Here is a 16,340-nt window from a genome sequence, read left to right on the forward strand (position 1 = left end):
CCAATCCAGTTCCGGCTGCCATGCGAGTCCGTTAGTGTGGCGCTCGTGAAGGCTATTCGAAGGTTTACAGTCCGTACCGTCCTCCCCGAGCCCATTCGGCCCCTGGCCCGTCTGGCGACCAATTTGCGTTGGTCCTGGCACCGGCCCACCCGGGAGCTTTTTGCGAGCCTGAATCCGGCTCTCTGGGAGGCCTCGCAGCACGACCCCATTGCTTTGCTGGGGTCAATAAGCCGCGAGCAACTGCAGGACCTGGCCAATGACGGCGGAGTTGTGGAACGCGTTCAGCACGCCGCAGCCGATCTGGACCGCTACCTCAGCGAGCCGCGCTGGTACCAGGGCCTCAACGAGGACGCTCCAGCCTGTATCGCCTACTTCTCCCCCGAGTTCGGCATCACTGAAGTGCTCCCGCAGTACTCCGGCGGCCTCGGAATCCTTGCGGGCGACCACCTCAAGGCAGCATCTGACCTCGGCGTGCCGCTGATCGGCGTGGGACTTCTGTATCAGGCCGGCTACTTCAAACAGTCGCTCTCCCGTGACGCGTGGCAGCAGGAAACCTACCCTGTACTGGACCCGGACGGGCTGCCCCTGACGCTGCTCCGCCACCCGGCCAAGGACGGTGCCCAAGGCAAGCCCGTCCACATTTCCCTGCCTTTGCCCAACGGACGCGAGCTTCACGCCCATGTGTGGCGTGCCGACGTCGGGCGTGTTCCGCTGTTGCTGCTGGACTCCAACGTTCCCTCCAACGACGAAGCCGCGCGCGGCATCACCGACCGCCTCTACGGCGGCGGCGGCGACCACCGGCTCCAGCAGGAACTCCTCCTGGGCATGGGCGGCGTCAAGGCGCTGCGCGTCTACCAGGAACTCACCGGCACACCCGCGCCGGAGGTGTTCCACACCAACGAAGGCCACGCAGGTTTCCTGGGAATCGAACGCATCCAGGAAGCCATGTCCGATCCCAACCAGCCCCTCAGCTGGGACGAAGCCCTCGCCGCGGGCCGCGCGTCCACCGTCTTCACTACACACACGCCTGTACCCGCGGGGATTGACCGCTTCGAAACCGTGCAGATCAAGCACTTCTTCGAAGCAGGCCTGGCCCCTGCCGTGCCTACCGAACGCATTCTCGAACTTGGCCGCGAAAATTTCGACGGCGGAAACCCCTCGGTGTTCAACATGGCCGTGATGGGCCTTCGCCTGGCCCAACGCGCCAACGGCGTGGCAAAGCTCCACGGCGTGGTGTCCCGCGAAATGTTCGCCGGACTCTGGCCAGGATTCGACCACTCCGAAATCCCCATCACCTCCGTCACCAACGGAGTGCATGTACCCACCTGGGTGGATCCGCGCATCTCCGCCCTCGCACGGACCCAGTTCGGGGCCGAAGCCGAAGCAATGGGACGGTGGGACCTGGCCTACAACGTCAGCGACGAAGACGTCTGGGCCCTCCGCCGGGAGCTCCGCGCCCAACTCATCGACGACGTCCGACGCCGGCTCCGTGCCTCCTGGAAGAAGCGTGGCGCTGCGGACGCCGAACTCGGCTGGACAGACTCCGTGCTGGACCCCGACGTCCTCACCATCGGATTCGCGCGGCGCGTACCCACCTACAAGCGGCTCACCCTCATGTTGCGCGACCCTGCACGGTTGAAGGCCCTGCTGCTGGATCCCAAGCACCCCATCCAGCTGGTCATCGCAGGCAAATCGCACCCAGCAGACGACGCCGGCAAGAAAATGATCCAAGACCTGGTCAAGTTCACCGACGACCCCCAGGTCAGGCACAGGATTGTGTTCCTGCCCAACTACGACATCGCCATGGCACGGACCCTGTTCCCTGGCTGCGACGTATGGCTGAACAACCCGCTGCGCCCCCTCGAAGCCTGCGGCACCTCCGGTATGAAAGCCGCCATCAACGGCTCGCTCAACCTCTCCGTCCTGGACGGCTGGTGGGACGAAATGTACGACGGCGAAAACGGCTGGGCAATCCCCACAGCCAACAACAACGCCTCCTCCGAGGAACGCGACGACATTGAGGCATCAGCACTCTACGAGCTGCTGGAAACACAGGTTGCGCCGCGCTTCTACGGAACCACCGTTGCCCAAGGCGCCGGTGCTGCAGGACCCTCCGAATCCAGCCGCGAGACTGTGCCCACCCACTGGGTGTCCATGATCAAGCACACGCTGGCCAACCTCGGCCCCGCAGTCTCGGCAGAACGCATGCTCCACGACTACGTCAACAACCTCTACTGCCCGGCCGCCGTTTCCGGCCGCAGAGCCGTTGCCGAATCCTTCAAGGAAGCCAAGGAACTGGCTGCCTGGACCACCAAGGTGCGGAACGCTTGGCCGGAGGTTGTGGTGGAACACGTGGACTCCGTGGGTGTCTCCGAGGAACCCCAGGTAGGCGACGCACTCCAAGTCAACGCGTACGTAGCCCTGAACAACCTCACACCCGACGACGTCTCCGTGGAGGTGGCCTTCGGACGTGCCGAGGACTCCGATGAGCTCGAGGACGTGGTGGTAGCCGAACTGGACTCCCTCGAAGACCTCGGCGGCGGACGCCACCTGTTCAGCGGCTCCTTGGTGATCAACCGCTCAGGCTCCTTCGGCTACACCGTCCGGGTGTTCCCGAAGCACTCGGCGTTGGCCTCCAAAGCTGAACTGGGATTGATCGCGAACGCCTAAGCCTGGCCAGACGACATCCGCCGGATGTCAGTCATCCTCCGCGTGTACCCCACCGTCCCCCTAGCCTCGCAAGCTCGGCCAGGGAACCCTGCCGGTGTGGGCCCACTTTGCGCTTTGACGCACGCATCCGGATAACTGACATCCGGCTTTGTTGTTCGGCAGGCCGCTAGGGTTGGGATCCATAGGGCCCGTTGGCGCGACTAGTTTTCGAAGACGGCGATAACTTTGAGGTCGCGGCCGGCGTAGCGCTCTGCGTCTTGGAGGATTTCGCAAACTACTCCGAAGGAACGGTCCGTGCGGTAGGCCGCCGGGACCTGCCAGATCATGGTGACCGGGCCGCCGTCGTCCTCTGAGAGGGCATCGGCGTAGTCGTGCAAGGAGTCGTTGAGGGCGTCCAGGTTCACGCCGTAGTACTCGGGGAAGTCCAGGACCTGGCCGAAGACCTCAAGGACCGCCTGCTTGGTGGTCGCCGGTGGGACCAGCAGGGTCCGGCGGCCGGCGTCGGAGATCTGCTCCCGCAGTTCTTCAAGCGTCCAGGTATCTGCGGAATAGATCTTCATGGGCTCCTACTTGTCTTCTGCTATGAACTTGAAGGACCCGTAATGGTCCGGGGTGTAGTACTTGGCTGAGTCCTTGCCCACGATGATCCGCCGCGCGCCACGGTCAGACTCCCCCGGCGTGGGAACCGTGTACTCCTTGTAGAAACCACCGGACTTCTTGGGCAGCAAGCCCTCGAAGTTGCCGAAGTTCACACCGTCACGGTCGTAGGGGTATGGGCCGCCCTTGGCAATCAGCGCAAGGGTCTGACGGGCTTCCTTGGGCAACTGCGAGGCGTTGATGGCGGGCAGCGAAGAAGGGTTGGCGGCGAGCTTGGATGCTGCGGTGCTGGCCGTCGTCGGTGACGTGGTGGCAGAGCCGGGCTCCGGCGTCGTGGTTTGCGACGACAGCGAGCCTCCGCCCACCATGGCGACCACCAGCACGACGACGGCGATCACCAGGCCCGCGAACGCCACCAGTTTGCTGCGGCTGCGGTTCATGCGGAAGGGCTCCCTGTGCGGTTGGCGCTGTTAGTGACGACTATGTGCGGTAAATGTTGATGGTGTTGGCTTGCAGGATATCCCGCTCGCCGGAAGCAACCAACGCGCCCTTCCTGCGCTCATGCAGCACCGAGGTAGTGAAGCGAAGCTCAAACATGCGCTTTCCGATTCCCGAGTCGCTCAAGATCTCCGGCAGAACCATCTTGACGTCCTGGTTGCTGCCGTTCACAGAGATCAAGCCACGGATCCCGCTGTCCTCGTGACCCATCAAGAGTTGGACGGAGCGGACGTTGGGATCGTTCCAGCGCGCCGGCGTCATCTTTTTACCTTTGTCATCAAACCACTGCAGGCTGGAATCGTTCGCGCTGCCGGGGAAGCTCTCAGGCTGATGCCTCAGGAACCACCGGCGCAGCCGCACCAGTTCGCGCGTAGTCCTGAACATGGCATTGGCTTCCTGGGTCCGGCTCCAATCCAGCCAAGCCGTGGGGTTGTCCTGGCAGTAAGCATTGTTGTTGCCCTGTTGCGTGCGCCCGATCTCGTCCCCGGCAGTGATCATGGGAACACCAAACGACAGGAGCAGGGTGGCCATCAGGTTGCGGACGGAGAGGGCGCGGGCGGCCACAATGGCCTCATTCTCGCTCCTGCCCTCCACACCGTGGTTGTAACTGCGGTTGTCTCCGTGGCCGTCACGGTTCTGCTCACCGTTGGCCTCGTTGTGCTTACGGTCGTAGCTGACCAGGTCCTTGAGGGTGAAGCCGTCATGCGCGGTGATGAAGTTGACGCTGGCCAGCCGGGTGCGACCCGAGGATGCGAAGAGATTGGCTGACCCGGCCATGAGCTCGGCCAGTGACGCAACAGAGCCACCTTGGCCACCGGACTCCATGGCGGCCCGGTCTGAGAGCCAGAAGCTCCGGACGCCGTCGCGGAAGTGGTCATTCCAGTCCGACCATCCTTGCGGAAAACGTCCCGTCTGCCAGCCTCCATAGCCAACGTCCCAGGGCTCGGAGATCAGCTTGACCGCCGAAAGCACAGGGTCTTCGGCAATCGCCTGCAGGAACGGGTGCTGCGGATCAAAAGTGTTGCTGGCGTCGCGGCACAGAGTCACCGCGAGGTCGAAGCGGAACCCGTCCACATGGAAGTCATTCACCCAGTACCGCAGGGAATCCAGCGCCAAATCCACCACCACGGGGTCACTGAAATCCAAGGTGTTTCCACACCCGGTGGTATCCAGGTAGCGGCCGTGGGCATCGTGGCGGTAGTAACGTTTCTCTGCCAAGCCGCGGAAGCTCAGTGGCGGTCCGTCTGGCCCCGCTTCGGCAGTGTGGTTGTACACCACGTCAAGGATGACCTCAATCCCTGCCGCATGGAGCAGTTTGATCATGCCTTTGAGCTCATCCTGCACCGCGTGGGGACCCGCATTGCGCGCCGCCTCCGTGGCGTAGTCAGCGTGGGGCGCAAAGAAGGCGGCCGTGTTGTAGCCCCAGTAATTGGTCATGCCCAAGTCCTGGAGATGGGACTCATCCAAGTGGAAATGTATGGGCAGGAGCTGGACGGCAGTGATGCCGAGTTCAGTAAGGTGCTGGACCATCACCGGGTGCGCCATGCCGGCGTACGTCCCGCGGAGGTGCTCCGGGATGTCCGGGTGGAGCATGGTCTGGCCACGCACGTGGGCCTCATAGATCACCGAGGTACGCATGGGCGTCCGCGGCGGATGGTCCTCTCCCCAATCAAAGCCTGTATCCACGTGTACGCTGGTGAGGAACTCGCCCCGCTGGTCCACGGCGCGGCCGTAAGGATCGAGCAGCAGCGGCTGGCCGCCGTCGTCGTCCAGGTCCAAAGCCGGGATGGAAAGAGGAAGACCGCCCTCGGCCGGGGCAGCGCGGAAACCGTAGCGAGTGCCCGGCGGCATGCCGTTGACGAGGCTGAAGTGCACGCCGTCCTCGGTGTTGGACAGAATGTGAGACTGCCAAGCTTCCCCAGGCGCTTGGAACACCACCTCCACCCGATCCAGATCCGGTGCGAAGACGGCCACGTTCACCGAATTGTCCGGGGTGCTTTGGGCGTCAAGAACTCCGGGCTGGGGGGTGCTCAGTCCGAGGGGCCTGGGTTGAGACGCGTCCAGGGCAGCTGCTGTGTCAAAAATAGGCATAACCATTGCTTGCAAGTTTAGTTCCACGCAAAGTATGTACCGCGCTGGCCTGCCATGTGACGACGTTCAGCGTCTCGATTTCATTACTTGCCCGTGGATGGCGGGATTTGATCAGCCACTCACGTGCTGGAATGCCGCATCGGCGCAGCGTTTCATAGTGATGCCAGGCGCCGATTGTGTCGCCTTGCTCTTCCGGCGGCCACACCCCTTGGCATACTGGGATGGAGACAACTGGAGGTTTTATCGTGCGCGTGGCACTTGCCCAAGTCATCACCGGCCGGGATCTGGCCAGCAATCTGAGGCTCCTTGAGGAGCATGCCCGCCGGGCCAAGGACGGCGGCGCCGAGCTGGTTGTCTTCCCGGAAGCGATGATGCGCGCGTTCGGAAACTCCCTGCTGGACATCGCCGAGCCTTTGGACGGGCCGTGGGCCAGCCGCGTACGGGCCCTCGCACAGGAACTTCAGCTGGTGATCGTGGCCGGCATGTTCACCCCCGGCACTCCTTCCGATTCCGGGTCTCCGCGCGTACGCAACACGCTCCTGGCCACCGGACCGGGTGTGGAGACGAGCTACGACAAGATCCACCTCTTTGACGCGTTCGGCTTCTTGGAATCGGACACCGTTGAGGCGGGCACAGATCCGGTAACGTTCGACGCCGGTGGCCTCACCTTTGGTTTGGCCACGTGCTACGACATCCGTTTCCCTGCCCTGTTCACTGCCAACGCCCAGCGGGGAGCTTTGGTGAACATCGTCTCTGCCTCATGGGGATCAGGTCCGGGCAAAGCCGATCAGTGGCAACTCCTGGCGCGGGCCCGAGCGGTAGACACCACCACGTTCGTGCTCGCCTGCGGGCAGGGTGATCCGGCAACCCAAGGCGTTGAGGTCAAAGGTGCCGCACCCACGGGCGTGGGGCACTCCGCCGTCGTATCCCCGTTTGGCGAGGTCCTGGAAGGCCTCGAAGGCGAGCCCGGCCTCATTTTCTACGATCTCGATCCTGCAGTTGTGGAAGAAGCCCGCGCAAAACTCCCGGTGCTGGCAAACCGCCGCGACTTCTAACCCTCGCGCACATCCCAAGCCCTTCCCACCAACGCTCGCGCACATCCCAAGCCCTTCCGCGGCCGTTGCGTTTGTATGGTTTTTTGAGACAGCTTGATGGGAGATCGTGCTTCGGATGAGCATGCCCAGAAGAAAATATGTTGCCGCGTTCCGTGAGGAAGCGGTGCGGCTTGTTTTGTCCACGGATCGGTCGGTGGAACAAGTTTCCGAAGAGATCGGGTGAACGAAAGCACATTAGGAAACTGGCTCGCCCGGGCTCGCGCGCGTCAGCAGAACGTGGCACCCGCACAGCCCGAGGGACACGGGCCGGTGTCATGGGAAGAGCATCGGGCTACGTTGGCCGAAAACGAGCGGTTGAAGGCTGAGGTCGAGCTGCTGGGAAAGCTCAGCGACTTCCAGCGCGAAGCAACGGTAACTGACTTCCAGGGGTTCAGCGCGTCCGGATCCAACCCGAGGGATGTGAAAGAGCGTCCGGCCCAAGCACGAGGGATGTGAGAGAGCGTCCAGCCCAAACCCGAGGGATGTGAAAGAGCGTCCAGCCCAAGCACGAGGGATGTGAGAGAGCGTTGACATTCGTCCGACACGGGGGCACACGAAAGGCGCCGCAGGGGCCATCCGGAAGCGTGCGTCAAAGCGACGAAGGAGCAGCACGCGGAGGATGGCGCTTGCGGCGCCTTAACCAGGATGGCGCTTGCGGCGCCTTTAGTTAGGACGGCGCTTGCGGCGCCTTACCCGGGAACAGGAACTACTTGGCGGCGCGCTGCCTCGAGACTTCGTACAGCGAGATGCCAACAGCCATGGATGCGTTGAGCGACTCCATGGCGGAGTCGATGGGGATGGAAACGATCTGGTCGCAGTTTTCGCGGACGAGCCTGCTCAGGCCCTTGCCTTCGGAGCCCACTACGATGCAGACGGGCTCGGTTGCAACGGTGAGATCAGGCAGCGAGACGTCGCCGTCGCCGTCCAGGCCAAGAACGTAGATGCCCATGTTCTTGAACTGCTTGAGCGCATTGTTGAGGTTCGCAGCACGGGCAACCGGGACGCGGACAGCGGCACCGGCACTGGTCTTCCAAGCGGACGCGGTGACGCCGACGGAGCGACGCTCGGGGACGATGACGCCGTGGCCGCTGAAGGCCGATACGGAGCGGATGATCGCGCCGAGGTTACGGGGGTCGGTGATGCCGTCCAGTGCAACGAAGATGGGGGCGTTGGAAATGTGCCCTTTCTTCCACTTGGCGAGGGTTGTCTCGGCGAGGTCGTATGCGTCTTCGTACTCGTACGGCGGGATCTGCAGCACGAGGCCTTGGTGGACTGCGTCTTCGGTCATGCGGTCCAGCTCAACCTTGCCGGTTTCCAGCAGCGGGATGCCGCGTTCGGCCGCAAGTTTGAGGGACTCCTTGACGCGATCGTCCATCTCGATGCGGATGGCGACGTGCAGTGCCTTGGCCGGGATGCCGGCACGGAGGGCTTCGACTACCGAGTTACGGCCAGTGACCAGCTCTTCAGTTGCACGGCCCTTGGGACCGGAGCGCGCGCCGGCGCCACCCTGACGGGGGCCCGTGCCGCGCTTGGCAGCTGAGCGCTCAGCCAGCTGCTTGTTCTTGTATGCCTTGTGGTAGGTGCGTTCCTCCGCCTTGGGCGTGGGACCCTTTCCTTCCAGAGCCTTGCGGCCGTGGCCACCGGTTCCGGTGGTGGGGCCCTTCTTCTGCTTGACCGACCGGCGACCATTATTGGCCATGAGATTCCATCCTTGATTTTGTGAGTAAGTCTGGAATCAAGTCTACTGACCCGATGCAATTCGGGTGCCGCCCCGGTTTGTCAGTCGCGTTTGAGGCTCCAGGTGGCGCCATCCGCACCATCTTCGACGACGACGCCGGCGGCAGCGAGGGTGTCGCGGATGGCATCGGAAGCGGCCCAGTCCTTGGTGGCCCTTGCGGCAGCACGGGCTTCGAGTTGGGCTTCGATCAGCACTTCCAGGGCGGTATGCTCGCGTCCTTGGACGGCTTCGGGACGTTTTACCGAGTCCAGGCCGAGCACTTCGGTCATGGACAGCACGCTGTAGAGTGCGGTTTTTGCGGCTTCCACGTCGCCCGAGGCCAATGCAGTGTTTCCCGCCCGCACGGTCTCGTGCAATACCCCGAGGGCCTGGGGCACGTTGAGGTCATCATCCATGGCCGCAATGAAAGCAGCAGGCATGTTGGCTTGCGGGGATACATCCGAGGCGCCCGCTCCCACTTTGGCGGATGCCTTGTGAATAAACCCGTCAATGCGCTCGACGGCGGCCGCGGCCTCCTGCAGCGAGGTGGGGCGGTAGTCCAGGATGGAGCGGTAGTGGGCCTGGCCGAGGTAATAGCGGACCACGCGCGGCGAGGCGAGCTCCAGCATTTCGGCCGGGCTCACAGTGTTGCCGATGGACTTGGACATCTTTTCGCCCTCGTACGTGACCATGCCGTTGTGCATCCAGAAGTTGGCGAAATCGTCTCCGGCAGCTTGGGACTGTGCCATCTCGTTCTCATGGTGCGGGAAGCGAAGGTCCAGTCCTCCACCGTGGATATCGAACCGCGGGCCAAGGTACTTGGTGACCATGGCGGAGCACTCGAGGTGCCAGCCGGGACGTCCGGCACCCCAGGGCGACTCCCATTTGGCGGTGACGGGTTCACCGTCTTTGAAACCCTTCCACAGCGCGAAGTCGCGGGGATCACGCTTGCCGCGGGGGTCGGCGTCGGGCGCTCCCTGCATGTCGTCAATATTCTGCCGCGTCAGCGAGCCGTACTTGCTCCAGGAGCGGACGTCGAAGTAGACGTCGCCGGAGTCGTCCAGCGCCGGGTAGGCGTGGCCGCGGTCGATGAGGCGCTGGATCAGCGCGTGCATTTCCGGGATGTGGCCTGTGGCGCGGGGCTCGTAGGTGGGCCGTTGGACGCCCAGGGATTCGTAGGCGCTCTCAAATTCCTGCTCGTAGCGGTACGCCAGGGCCCACCACTCTTCGGCTTGGCGTGCCGAGGGTTCGGCGTCCCAGTCCGGCCCGAATGACTGAGCGGACTTCGCCAAAATCTTGTCGTCGATGTCCGTGACGTTGCGCACCACGGTGACCCTGAGGCCACGGAATTCGAGCCATCGGGTCAGTTGGTCGAAAGCGATGGCCGACCTGACGTGGCCCACGTGCGGCATTCCCTGGACGGTGGCCCCGCAGTAGTACACGCTGGCCTTGCCGTCTTCGAGGGGAACGAAGTCGCGGACTTCGGCGGAGGCAGTGTCATAGAAGCGCAGGGTCACCGCTCCAGATTAGCCGATGACGAAGCGTGACCTGCCTACTTGCAGTATTCGCCGATCTTGTTGAACTGCACCTTGAGCTTTTCCTGCTGGTCCTGGGTGGCCGCCCCGAGGGAGGATGCCGCCGCTTCGTCCATGATTGCCGCCATCTCTTTGATGGGGTTCCCGATCTCCGGCGCGAGTTTGCCCGCGATCTGGTGATAGTGCTCGGCGATCTGTTTGGACTGCTGCTGCTGGTTGCCGTCGGGCTTGAAAGTGTCCTCGTTGAGGAACGCGCAACTGGCTGTCACGTCCATGGTTTGCCCACCTCCGCAACCACTCAGCAGGAGCGAGGCGGCCAAGCCGGCAGCAATCACAGCGGAACGCACGACGCCGGCGCTTGGCTTAGGCATGCGGGGCACCTTTCGCGGGACCGGGCTCTGGGGCCGACGCCTCGTTGGCGGACACCGGATACACAAGGGCTGTGGCGACAGCAGAAATTCCTTCGCTGCGCCCGGTGAAACCCAGTCCGTCGCTGGTGGTTGCCGTGACGCTGACCGGCGCCCCCGCTGCCTCGCTGAGGACGCGTTGAGATTCTTCCCGGCGTGGACCGAACTTGGGACGATTGGCCACGAACTGCACTGCAACGTTGCCAATCTCGAAGCCGGCCTCGCGAACAATGCGCGCCGCTTCGCCCAGCAGCTTGACCCCGGAAGCACCCGCGAACTCGGGGCGGTCCGTGCCGAAGTGGGTTCCCAGATCTCCGATCCCGCAGGCAGAGAAGAGGGCGTCGGCAGCGGCGTGGGCCACGCAATCGCCGTCGGAATGCCCTGAGAGCCCCTGCTCGCCCGGCCAGAACAGCCCGCCCAACCACAGTGGCTGCGGATCATTTTCGGGAGCAAATGCGTGGACATCGATTCCAACACCGGTGCGGGGAAGGACCATGTTCAGCGCCATCAGCCTTCCACCCAACGAATTCCCAGTGGCCCCTCGAGCAAGCCCTCGGCAATGATGAGGTCCAACGGGGTGGTGATTTTCAGCGACTGGCTCGCACCTCGAACGGCGTGGACCGGAACGCCGAGGAGCTCCACCAGCATGGCGTCGTCGGTGACGGCGGCGGACTGTTTGTCATCGAAGAGCCCGGCGGCTTCGTGTGCCTTGCGCAGAACGGCCAGCTCAAAACCTTGAGGTGTTTGGACGGCGCGGAGCTGCTCGCGGGGAGCTGTGCCTGTGACAACTTCCGGGGCGATGGAGGTATCCGTGCCGTTCGTTTCGGCCACGGTCTTGATGGTGTCCACTACGGGCATGGTGGGAATGACGGCCTTCGCTCCTGAGGCCAAGGCATCAGAGACGCGCTGGAACACCCGCTCGGGGGTCAGGGCACGTGCGGCATCGTGGACGAGGACCAGTTCGGTCCCTTCTTCCAAAACAGCCATTGCGGCGCGAACGGAATCGGCGCGGGAGGAACCGCCGTCCACCACTGAAATCTCCGGACCGCCGTCCACGAGGTCGATGGTGAACTCGGAGATGGACTCACGCAGTGCCGTGTCCCCCTTGGGCACAGCGATGCAGATCTGGCGCGCAACATCAGAGGCAACCACGCCGCGGAGGGCATGCATCAGAATGGTCTCGCCGCCCAACGGTACCTGGGCTTTGGGCATGCCGTAGCCGAGGCGTTCACCGGAACCGGCGGCAACCACGATCACGGCCGTGACGGCGCGCTTGGAAGGAATACTCATGGGCCCAAGATTACTTGGAAAGTACTTGCAGGCGCCCCAACATACTCGATTTCCAAGTATCTCCGGCAGTATTCGGGCAAAAAGAAACCCGGCGGCGCTTTCGCACCACCGGGCTCAATTCTTAGGAAGCCAAGACCTCGTCAAGAACGCTTGCAGCCTTCTCTTCGTCTGTCTTCTCAGCCAGGGCCAGTTCTGAAATCAGAATCTGCCGCGCCTTGGCCAGCATCCGCTTCTCACCTGCGGAAAGGCCGCGATCGTGATCACGACGCCAAAGATCGCGAACGACCTCTGCCACCTTGATGACGTCGCCTGAAGCAAGCTTCTCCAGGTTCGCCTTGTAACGACGTGACCAGTTGGTAGGCTCTTCAGTGAACTCGGCGCGGAGAACGTCAAATACGTGCTCCAAGCCTTCTTTGCCCACTACGTCCCGGACCCCAACAAGGTCAACGTTCTCTGCTGGAACTTCAATGGTCAGATCACCCTGAGCCACCTTGAGCTTGAGATACATCTTCTCTTCGCCCTTGATGGTGCGCATCTTGATTTCCTCAATTTTTGCTGCACCGTGGTGAGGGTAAACTACTGTCTCGCCGACCTCAAAAACCATGTGGACTTTCCCCTTTCCCGCAGATTAGTCTATCACGATTAAGGCATACGACTGGCACCCGGCAGGCGCTTCTACCGCGCCAATAAAGGGAATAAGGCCTTAAACGACTTCGTCCAAGGTCTTGACGTATTCCCCGAAAGATGCTTCCGCGACCCCGCATGCGAGCAAGATCTCCTCCGTTGGTGGCGCCACATAGCTTTCCCGAATCCATATTTCGGAGGGTTTGCCGATAGGCTATGGCTGAAAAGTGTTCCAATGACTCTTGAGGAGTAGGTGTCGTGCGCAATACTGCGATGAACCCTGTCCAGCGCGGCAAGCTGGCAATTGCGGCGGCTGCAATCGGCGTCGGTCTTCTGTCCGTCACCGGCTGTGGATTCGTCAACGCCCAGCAGACTACCCACCAGTACTCGGCATCGGACGGGATCAAAGCTGATCTCGGTCCCCTGCAGTTGCGTAACATCCTGATTGTTGCTTCGGGCGAGAAGGAGCCGGGCCGTGTTATCGGCGCCGTCTTCAACCAGTCCGGCAACGACGTCACCCTCACGGTGAGCGGCGCCAACGGCGCCCAGACCGAAATCCCGGTCAAGGCCAACTCGGAGACGTACCTGAACGACACCGCAGATGCTGCCATCCTCAGCACCGCAGGCGTTATCCCTGGCGGCCTGACTCCGGTGACCATCCGCAGCGGATCCGACTCCGCCACCATCAACGTCCCGGTGGTAGACGGCACCCTGCCCGAGTACGCCAAGTACCTGCCCTCCTCCTCCGCGACCCCCACGGCAACGCCAACGTCCACCTCGACGTCCTCCGCGACGCCGTCAGAGTCTGCCGCGGCCGGCCACTAGCAGGCATCGCGCTCCAAGCGACACAACAGCACCAAGCGACACATCAAAAGGAAGGGCCCCGCCGCGGCGGGACCCTTCCTTTGTCTTATCACCGGCTACTACACAGCTTTACGGCTCGAACTTGTAACCCAGGCCGCGCACCGTCACCAGGTATCTGGGTGCGGAAGGATCCGGCTCGATCTTGCTGCGAAGGCGCTTCACGTGCACATCGAGTGTTTTGGTGTCCCCCACATAGTCTGAACCCCACACACGATCGATCAACTGGCCACGCGTCAGTACGCGGCCCGAGTTACGGAGCAGCATTTCCAGCAGCTCGAACTCCTTGAGCGGCAGGGAAACCTGCTCACCGTTGACGCTCACCACATGGCGTTCGATGTCCATGCGAACAGGGCCGGCCTGCACGGTGGAGGTGATGAGTTCCTCCGGCTCACCCTGCCGGCGGAGCACCGCACGGACGCGGGCAACGAGTTCACGGGAGGAATAGGGCTTGGTGACGTAGTCATCGGCGCCGAGTTCCAGGCCAACAACTTTGTCGATTTCGGAGTCCTTGGCCGTCAACATGATCACCGGGACGCTTGAGCGCTGACGGAGTTGGCGGCACACTTCGGTCCCCGGCGTCCCGGGCAACTGCAGGTCCAGAAGGACGAGGTCGGCTCCGTTGCGGTCAAACTCCACCAAGGCGTCGCTGCCGTTATCCACTACCTCGACGTCGAACCCTTCCTTGCCCAAAAGATAGGACAGGGGGTCGCTGAAGGACTCTTCGTCCTCCACTATCAAAATCCGGCTCAAGCGCTGGCTCCTTGGTCTTGGGCGCCGTTGGCGCTCCTTTGATGATTCACGCGATGGGGTTGTTGACTCACGGCACGGGGATCGACGACGGCGGCGGCCTGAAGTTCCGAAGGCACGGTTGCAGCGGAAGGCGGCAGGCCGGCGTCGTCATCCTGGCCTTCCATCTCCGGCAGGCGGACAGTGAACGTTGACCCTTGGCCGGGCTGCGACCACACGGTCACCTCTCCGCCGTGGTTGGAGACTACGTGCTTAACGATGCTGAGGCCAAGGCCCGTGCCGCCGGTGTGACGGGAGCGTGCAGCGTCCACGCGGTAAAAGCGTTCGAACACCCGCTCCTGGTCCTCCGGGGTGAGGCCTTCGCCTTGGTCTGTCACAGAGATGGCCACCACGCCCTCCCGCGTCCGGACGCCAACACCCACGCGGGTGTTTTCCGGCGAATAGCGGATGGCGTTGTCTATCAGGTTGCGCAGGGCTGTGACCAGTAGGTCCCGGTCCCCGAACACCAGGGAATCCGAATGGCCACCCACCACGATCTGGATGTTCTTGCTCTCCGCCGGCAGCTGCGAGCGATCCACGGCCTCAGTGATCACGGTGTTGATATCCACCGGGAGACCCTGCTGGGCAACATTGGCGCCCTGCAGCCGGGAAAGTTCAATGATGTCCTGAACCAGGGCTGCCAATCGACCGGATTCTTTATGCATGCGCTTGGCGAACCGGCGCACCGCTTCTTCGTCATCGGGCGAGGCTTCGAGGGCCTCGGCCAGGAGCGAGATGGCACCCACGGGGGTCTTGAGTTCGTGGGAAACGTTGGCCACGAAGTCGTTCCGGATCTCCTCGGTGCGGGTGATTTCGGTACGGTCATCGGCCAGGAGCACAATGTATTCCCACCCAAGCATGGCTGCCCGGACCTGGACCACAATGGTGCCTTTGCCCAGCGGGCCACGCGGGAGTTCGTATTGCTCCTCAAGGATCACGCCGTCGCGGCGAACCTTGGCGGTCATATCCAGGAGCTGTTTGTGGACCACGGTGTGCCCGCGCACCAGTCCGTACGCATAGGCCGCGGGACTTGCCCGGACCACGCCGTCGATCGCGTCCACCACTACAAACGCACGCCCGACGACGGACAGCACCTCCGCGGCGCCCTCAGGAAGCAGTGGTTCGCTCACGTCCAGATCCACGATGCTGCGTTGCCGCTCACTGATCCTGAAAGCGAGCATGCCAAGGACGCCCAACGACAGGCCTACCAGGCCAGCGACGACACCTATGAGCAATGGATCCACGTGTCCAGCTTATGCTGTGGAAACACGGCCAAGGAGTGATCCGGCTCCAAACGCGGACGGTTCAACTAACGTTCATCTAAAGGTGCCGAACCGTTCACTGGCCCCTGACACAGTTACTGGTTGGACTGTCAATGGTTTTGAAATCCGTGGCCCCGCATGGGAACAGGATTTCCAAGGAAAGGACGCCTTAGTGCGCAAGGTTTTTCAGGAGGAGCTCACCCAGGTAGGTGACGACCTCATCGAGATCTCCAAGCTGGTTCACGAAGCAATCACGAAGGCTACTACTTCCTTCGAAGGCGCTGACGTGGATCTTGCCCAGGACGTCATCGCAGCAGATGCCCGAATCGACTTTCTGCAGAACAGCCTCGACGAGCGTGCCATCGACATCCTTGCATTGCAGGGCCCCGTGGCAAGCGATCTTCGCATGATTGTTGGCTCACTGCGCATGAGTGCATCGCTGGAGCGCATGGGCGATCTCGCCCGCCACGTTGCCCAGCTGGCACGCCTGCGCTACCCGGCCACGGTGATTCCCGCATCTCTGACCCAGACCTTCAAAGCCATGGCCCAGCATGACATCGAGATCACCGCGAAGGTCATTGAACTCCTGGAGACCCGCGATCTTGAGGTTGCCCGCGACATCCTCAAGATCAACATCGCCGTGGACGACCTCCACCTCAGCGTCTTCAAGGCGATCGCCTCCCCCGAGTGGAGCGAAAGCCCTTCCACCACCGTGGACGTGGCCTTGGCCAGCCGCTACTTCGAGCGCTTCGCCGATCACGGCGTCTCCGTTGCCCGCAAGGTCACCTACCTGGTGACGGGCGAATGGCAGCCCGAAGGCTTCTAGTCCTACAGCATTAACCACGACGGCGGCCGGTCACCTCAGGTCTTGGGTTCTAGCGGTCGTTGCAACACCCTAGATTTTT

General features: G+C 62.7%; 16 protein-coding genes. 5 read left to right on the forward strand and 11 right to left on the reverse strand.

Features of this window, described 5'->3' with window-relative positions; translation table 11 throughout:
• Positions 1-45: 45 nt before the first annotated feature.
• Positions 46-2,670 (forward strand): alpha-glucan family phosphorylase, encoded by a 2,625-nt coding sequence (glgP, locus tag BACI9J_RS17075; protein ID WP_201296606.1) that lies wholly within the window; start codon positions 46-48, stop codon positions 2,668-2,670.
• 200 nt (positions 2,671-2,870) lie between these two features.
• Here glgP and BACI9J_RS17080 read toward each other — a convergent pair whose 3' ends face one another.
• The 3 genes from BACI9J_RS17080 to glgX are packed head-to-tail and all read right to left on the reverse strand — an operon-like array spanning position 2,871 to position 5,862.
• Positions 2,871-3,230 carry a barstar family protein gene (locus tag BACI9J_RS17080; protein WP_159735421.1) on the reverse strand — a complete coding sequence of 120 codons (360 nt, stop codon included), beginning with the start codon at positions 3,228-3,230 and terminating at the stop codon, positions 2,871-2,873.
• 6 nt (positions 3,231-3,236) lie between these two features.
• On the reverse strand, positions 3,237-3,707 hold the full coding sequence (locus tag BACI9J_RS17085) for a ribonuclease domain-containing protein (protein WP_159735422.1): 471 nt from the start codon (positions 3,705-3,707) through the stop codon (positions 3,237-3,239).
• A gap of 40 nt (positions 3,708-3,747) precedes the next feature.
• Positions 3,748-5,862, reverse strand: coding sequence for a glycogen debranching protein GlgX (gene glgX, locus BACI9J_RS17090; RefSeq protein ID WP_159735423.1), 2,115 nt, complete (start codon positions 5,860-5,862; stop codon positions 3,748-3,750).
• Positions 5,863-6,101: 239 nt separating this feature from the next.
• Here glgX and BACI9J_RS17095 point away from each other — a divergent pair, with 239 nt between their 5' ends.
• Together BACI9J_RS17095 and BACI9J_RS17100 are read left to right on the forward strand one after the other, a co-directional pair.
• Positions 6,102-6,911, forward strand: coding sequence for a carbon-nitrogen hydrolase family protein (locus tag BACI9J_RS17095; RefSeq protein ID WP_159735424.1), 810 nt, complete (start codon positions 6,102-6,104; stop codon positions 6,909-6,911).
• A 219-nt stretch (positions 6,912-7,130) separates the two neighbouring features.
• Positions 7,131-7,406: a hypothetical protein gene (locus tag BACI9J_RS17100; protein ID WP_159735425.1), complete on the forward strand. Its 276-nt coding sequence runs from the start codon at positions 7,131-7,133 to the stop codon at positions 7,404-7,406.
• Positions 7,407-7,656: 250 nt separating this feature from the next.
• Here BACI9J_RS17100 and rlmB read toward each other — a convergent pair whose 3' ends face one another.
• The 6 genes from rlmB to BACI9J_RS17130 all read right to left on the reverse strand — a co-directional run bounded on the left by rlmB (position 7,657) and on the right by BACI9J_RS17130 (position 12,503).
• The gene (rlmB, locus tag BACI9J_RS17105) at positions 7,657-8,649 is read right to left on the reverse strand and encodes a 23S rRNA (guanosine(2251)-2'-O)-methyltransferase RlmB (protein WP_159735426.1); all 993 of its coding nucleotides are present in this window, start codon (positions 8,647-8,649) and stop codon (positions 7,657-7,659) included.
• 80 nt (positions 8,650-8,729) lie between these two features.
• Positions 8,730-10,184, reverse strand: a complete 1,455-nt coding sequence (gene cysS / locus BACI9J_RS17110; RefSeq protein WP_159735427.1) for a cysteine--tRNA ligase — start codon at positions 10,182-10,184, stop codon at positions 8,730-8,732.
• A 35-nt stretch (positions 10,185-10,219) separates the two neighbouring features.
• Positions 10,220-10,573: a hypothetical protein gene (locus tag BACI9J_RS17115; protein WP_159735428.1), complete on the reverse strand. Its 354-nt coding sequence runs from the start codon at positions 10,571-10,573 to the stop codon at positions 10,220-10,222.
• A complete protein-coding gene (ispF, locus tag BACI9J_RS17120) occupies positions 10,566-11,117 on the reverse strand; it encodes a 2-C-methyl-D-erythritol 2,4-cyclodiphosphate synthase (protein WP_159735429.1) in 552 nt (183 codons plus the stop codon). Before ispF ends, BACI9J_RS17115 begins: the two co-directional genes overlap by 8 nt.
• On the reverse strand, positions 11,117-11,899 hold the full coding sequence (ispD, locus tag BACI9J_RS17125; protein WP_159735430.1) for a 2-C-methyl-D-erythritol 4-phosphate cytidylyltransferase: 783 nt from the start codon (positions 11,897-11,899) through the stop codon (positions 11,117-11,119). Before ispD ends, ispF begins: the two co-directional genes overlap by 1 nt.
• A 121-nt stretch (positions 11,900-12,020) precedes the next feature.
• Entirely contained in the window at positions 12,021-12,503 is a 483-nt protein-coding gene (locus BACI9J_RS17130; RefSeq protein WP_011690592.1) for a CarD family transcriptional regulator, read from the reverse strand.
• Between the two features lie 293 nt (positions 12,504-12,796).
• Between BACI9J_RS17130 and BACI9J_RS17135 the strand changes: the two genes are divergently transcribed.
• Positions 12,797-13,348, forward strand: a complete 552-nt coding sequence (locus tag BACI9J_RS17135; RefSeq protein ID WP_159736527.1) for a hypothetical protein — start codon at positions 12,797-12,799, stop codon at positions 13,346-13,348.
• A gap of 108 nt (positions 13,349-13,456) precedes the next feature.
• On the opposite strand, the gene BACI9J_RS17140 is transcribed toward BACI9J_RS17135, so the two are convergent.
• A complete protein-coding gene (locus BACI9J_RS17140) occupies positions 13,457-14,137 on the reverse strand; it encodes a response regulator transcription factor (protein ID WP_020608526.1) in 681 nt (226 codons plus the stop codon).
• On the reverse strand, positions 14,134-15,408 hold the full coding sequence (locus BACI9J_RS17145; RefSeq protein ID WP_236558862.1) for a sensor histidine kinase: 1,275 nt from the start codon (positions 15,406-15,408) through the stop codon (positions 14,134-14,136). Before BACI9J_RS17145 ends, BACI9J_RS17140 begins: the two co-directional genes overlap by 4 nt.
• 199 nt (positions 15,409-15,607) lie before the next feature.
• On the opposite strand from BACI9J_RS17145, the gene phoU reads away from it, so the two are divergent.
• The gene (gene phoU / locus BACI9J_RS17150) at positions 15,608-16,261 is read left to right on the forward strand and encodes a phosphate signaling complex protein PhoU (RefSeq protein ID WP_024819653.1); all 654 of its coding nucleotides are present in this window, start codon (positions 15,608-15,610) and stop codon (positions 16,259-16,261) included.
• Positions 16,262-16,340: the final 79 nt, after the last annotated feature.

The organism is Arthrobacter sp. 9V, assembly GCF_902506065.1.
GTDB lineage: Bacteria > Actinomycetota > Actinomycetes > Actinomycetales > Micrococcaceae > Arthrobacter.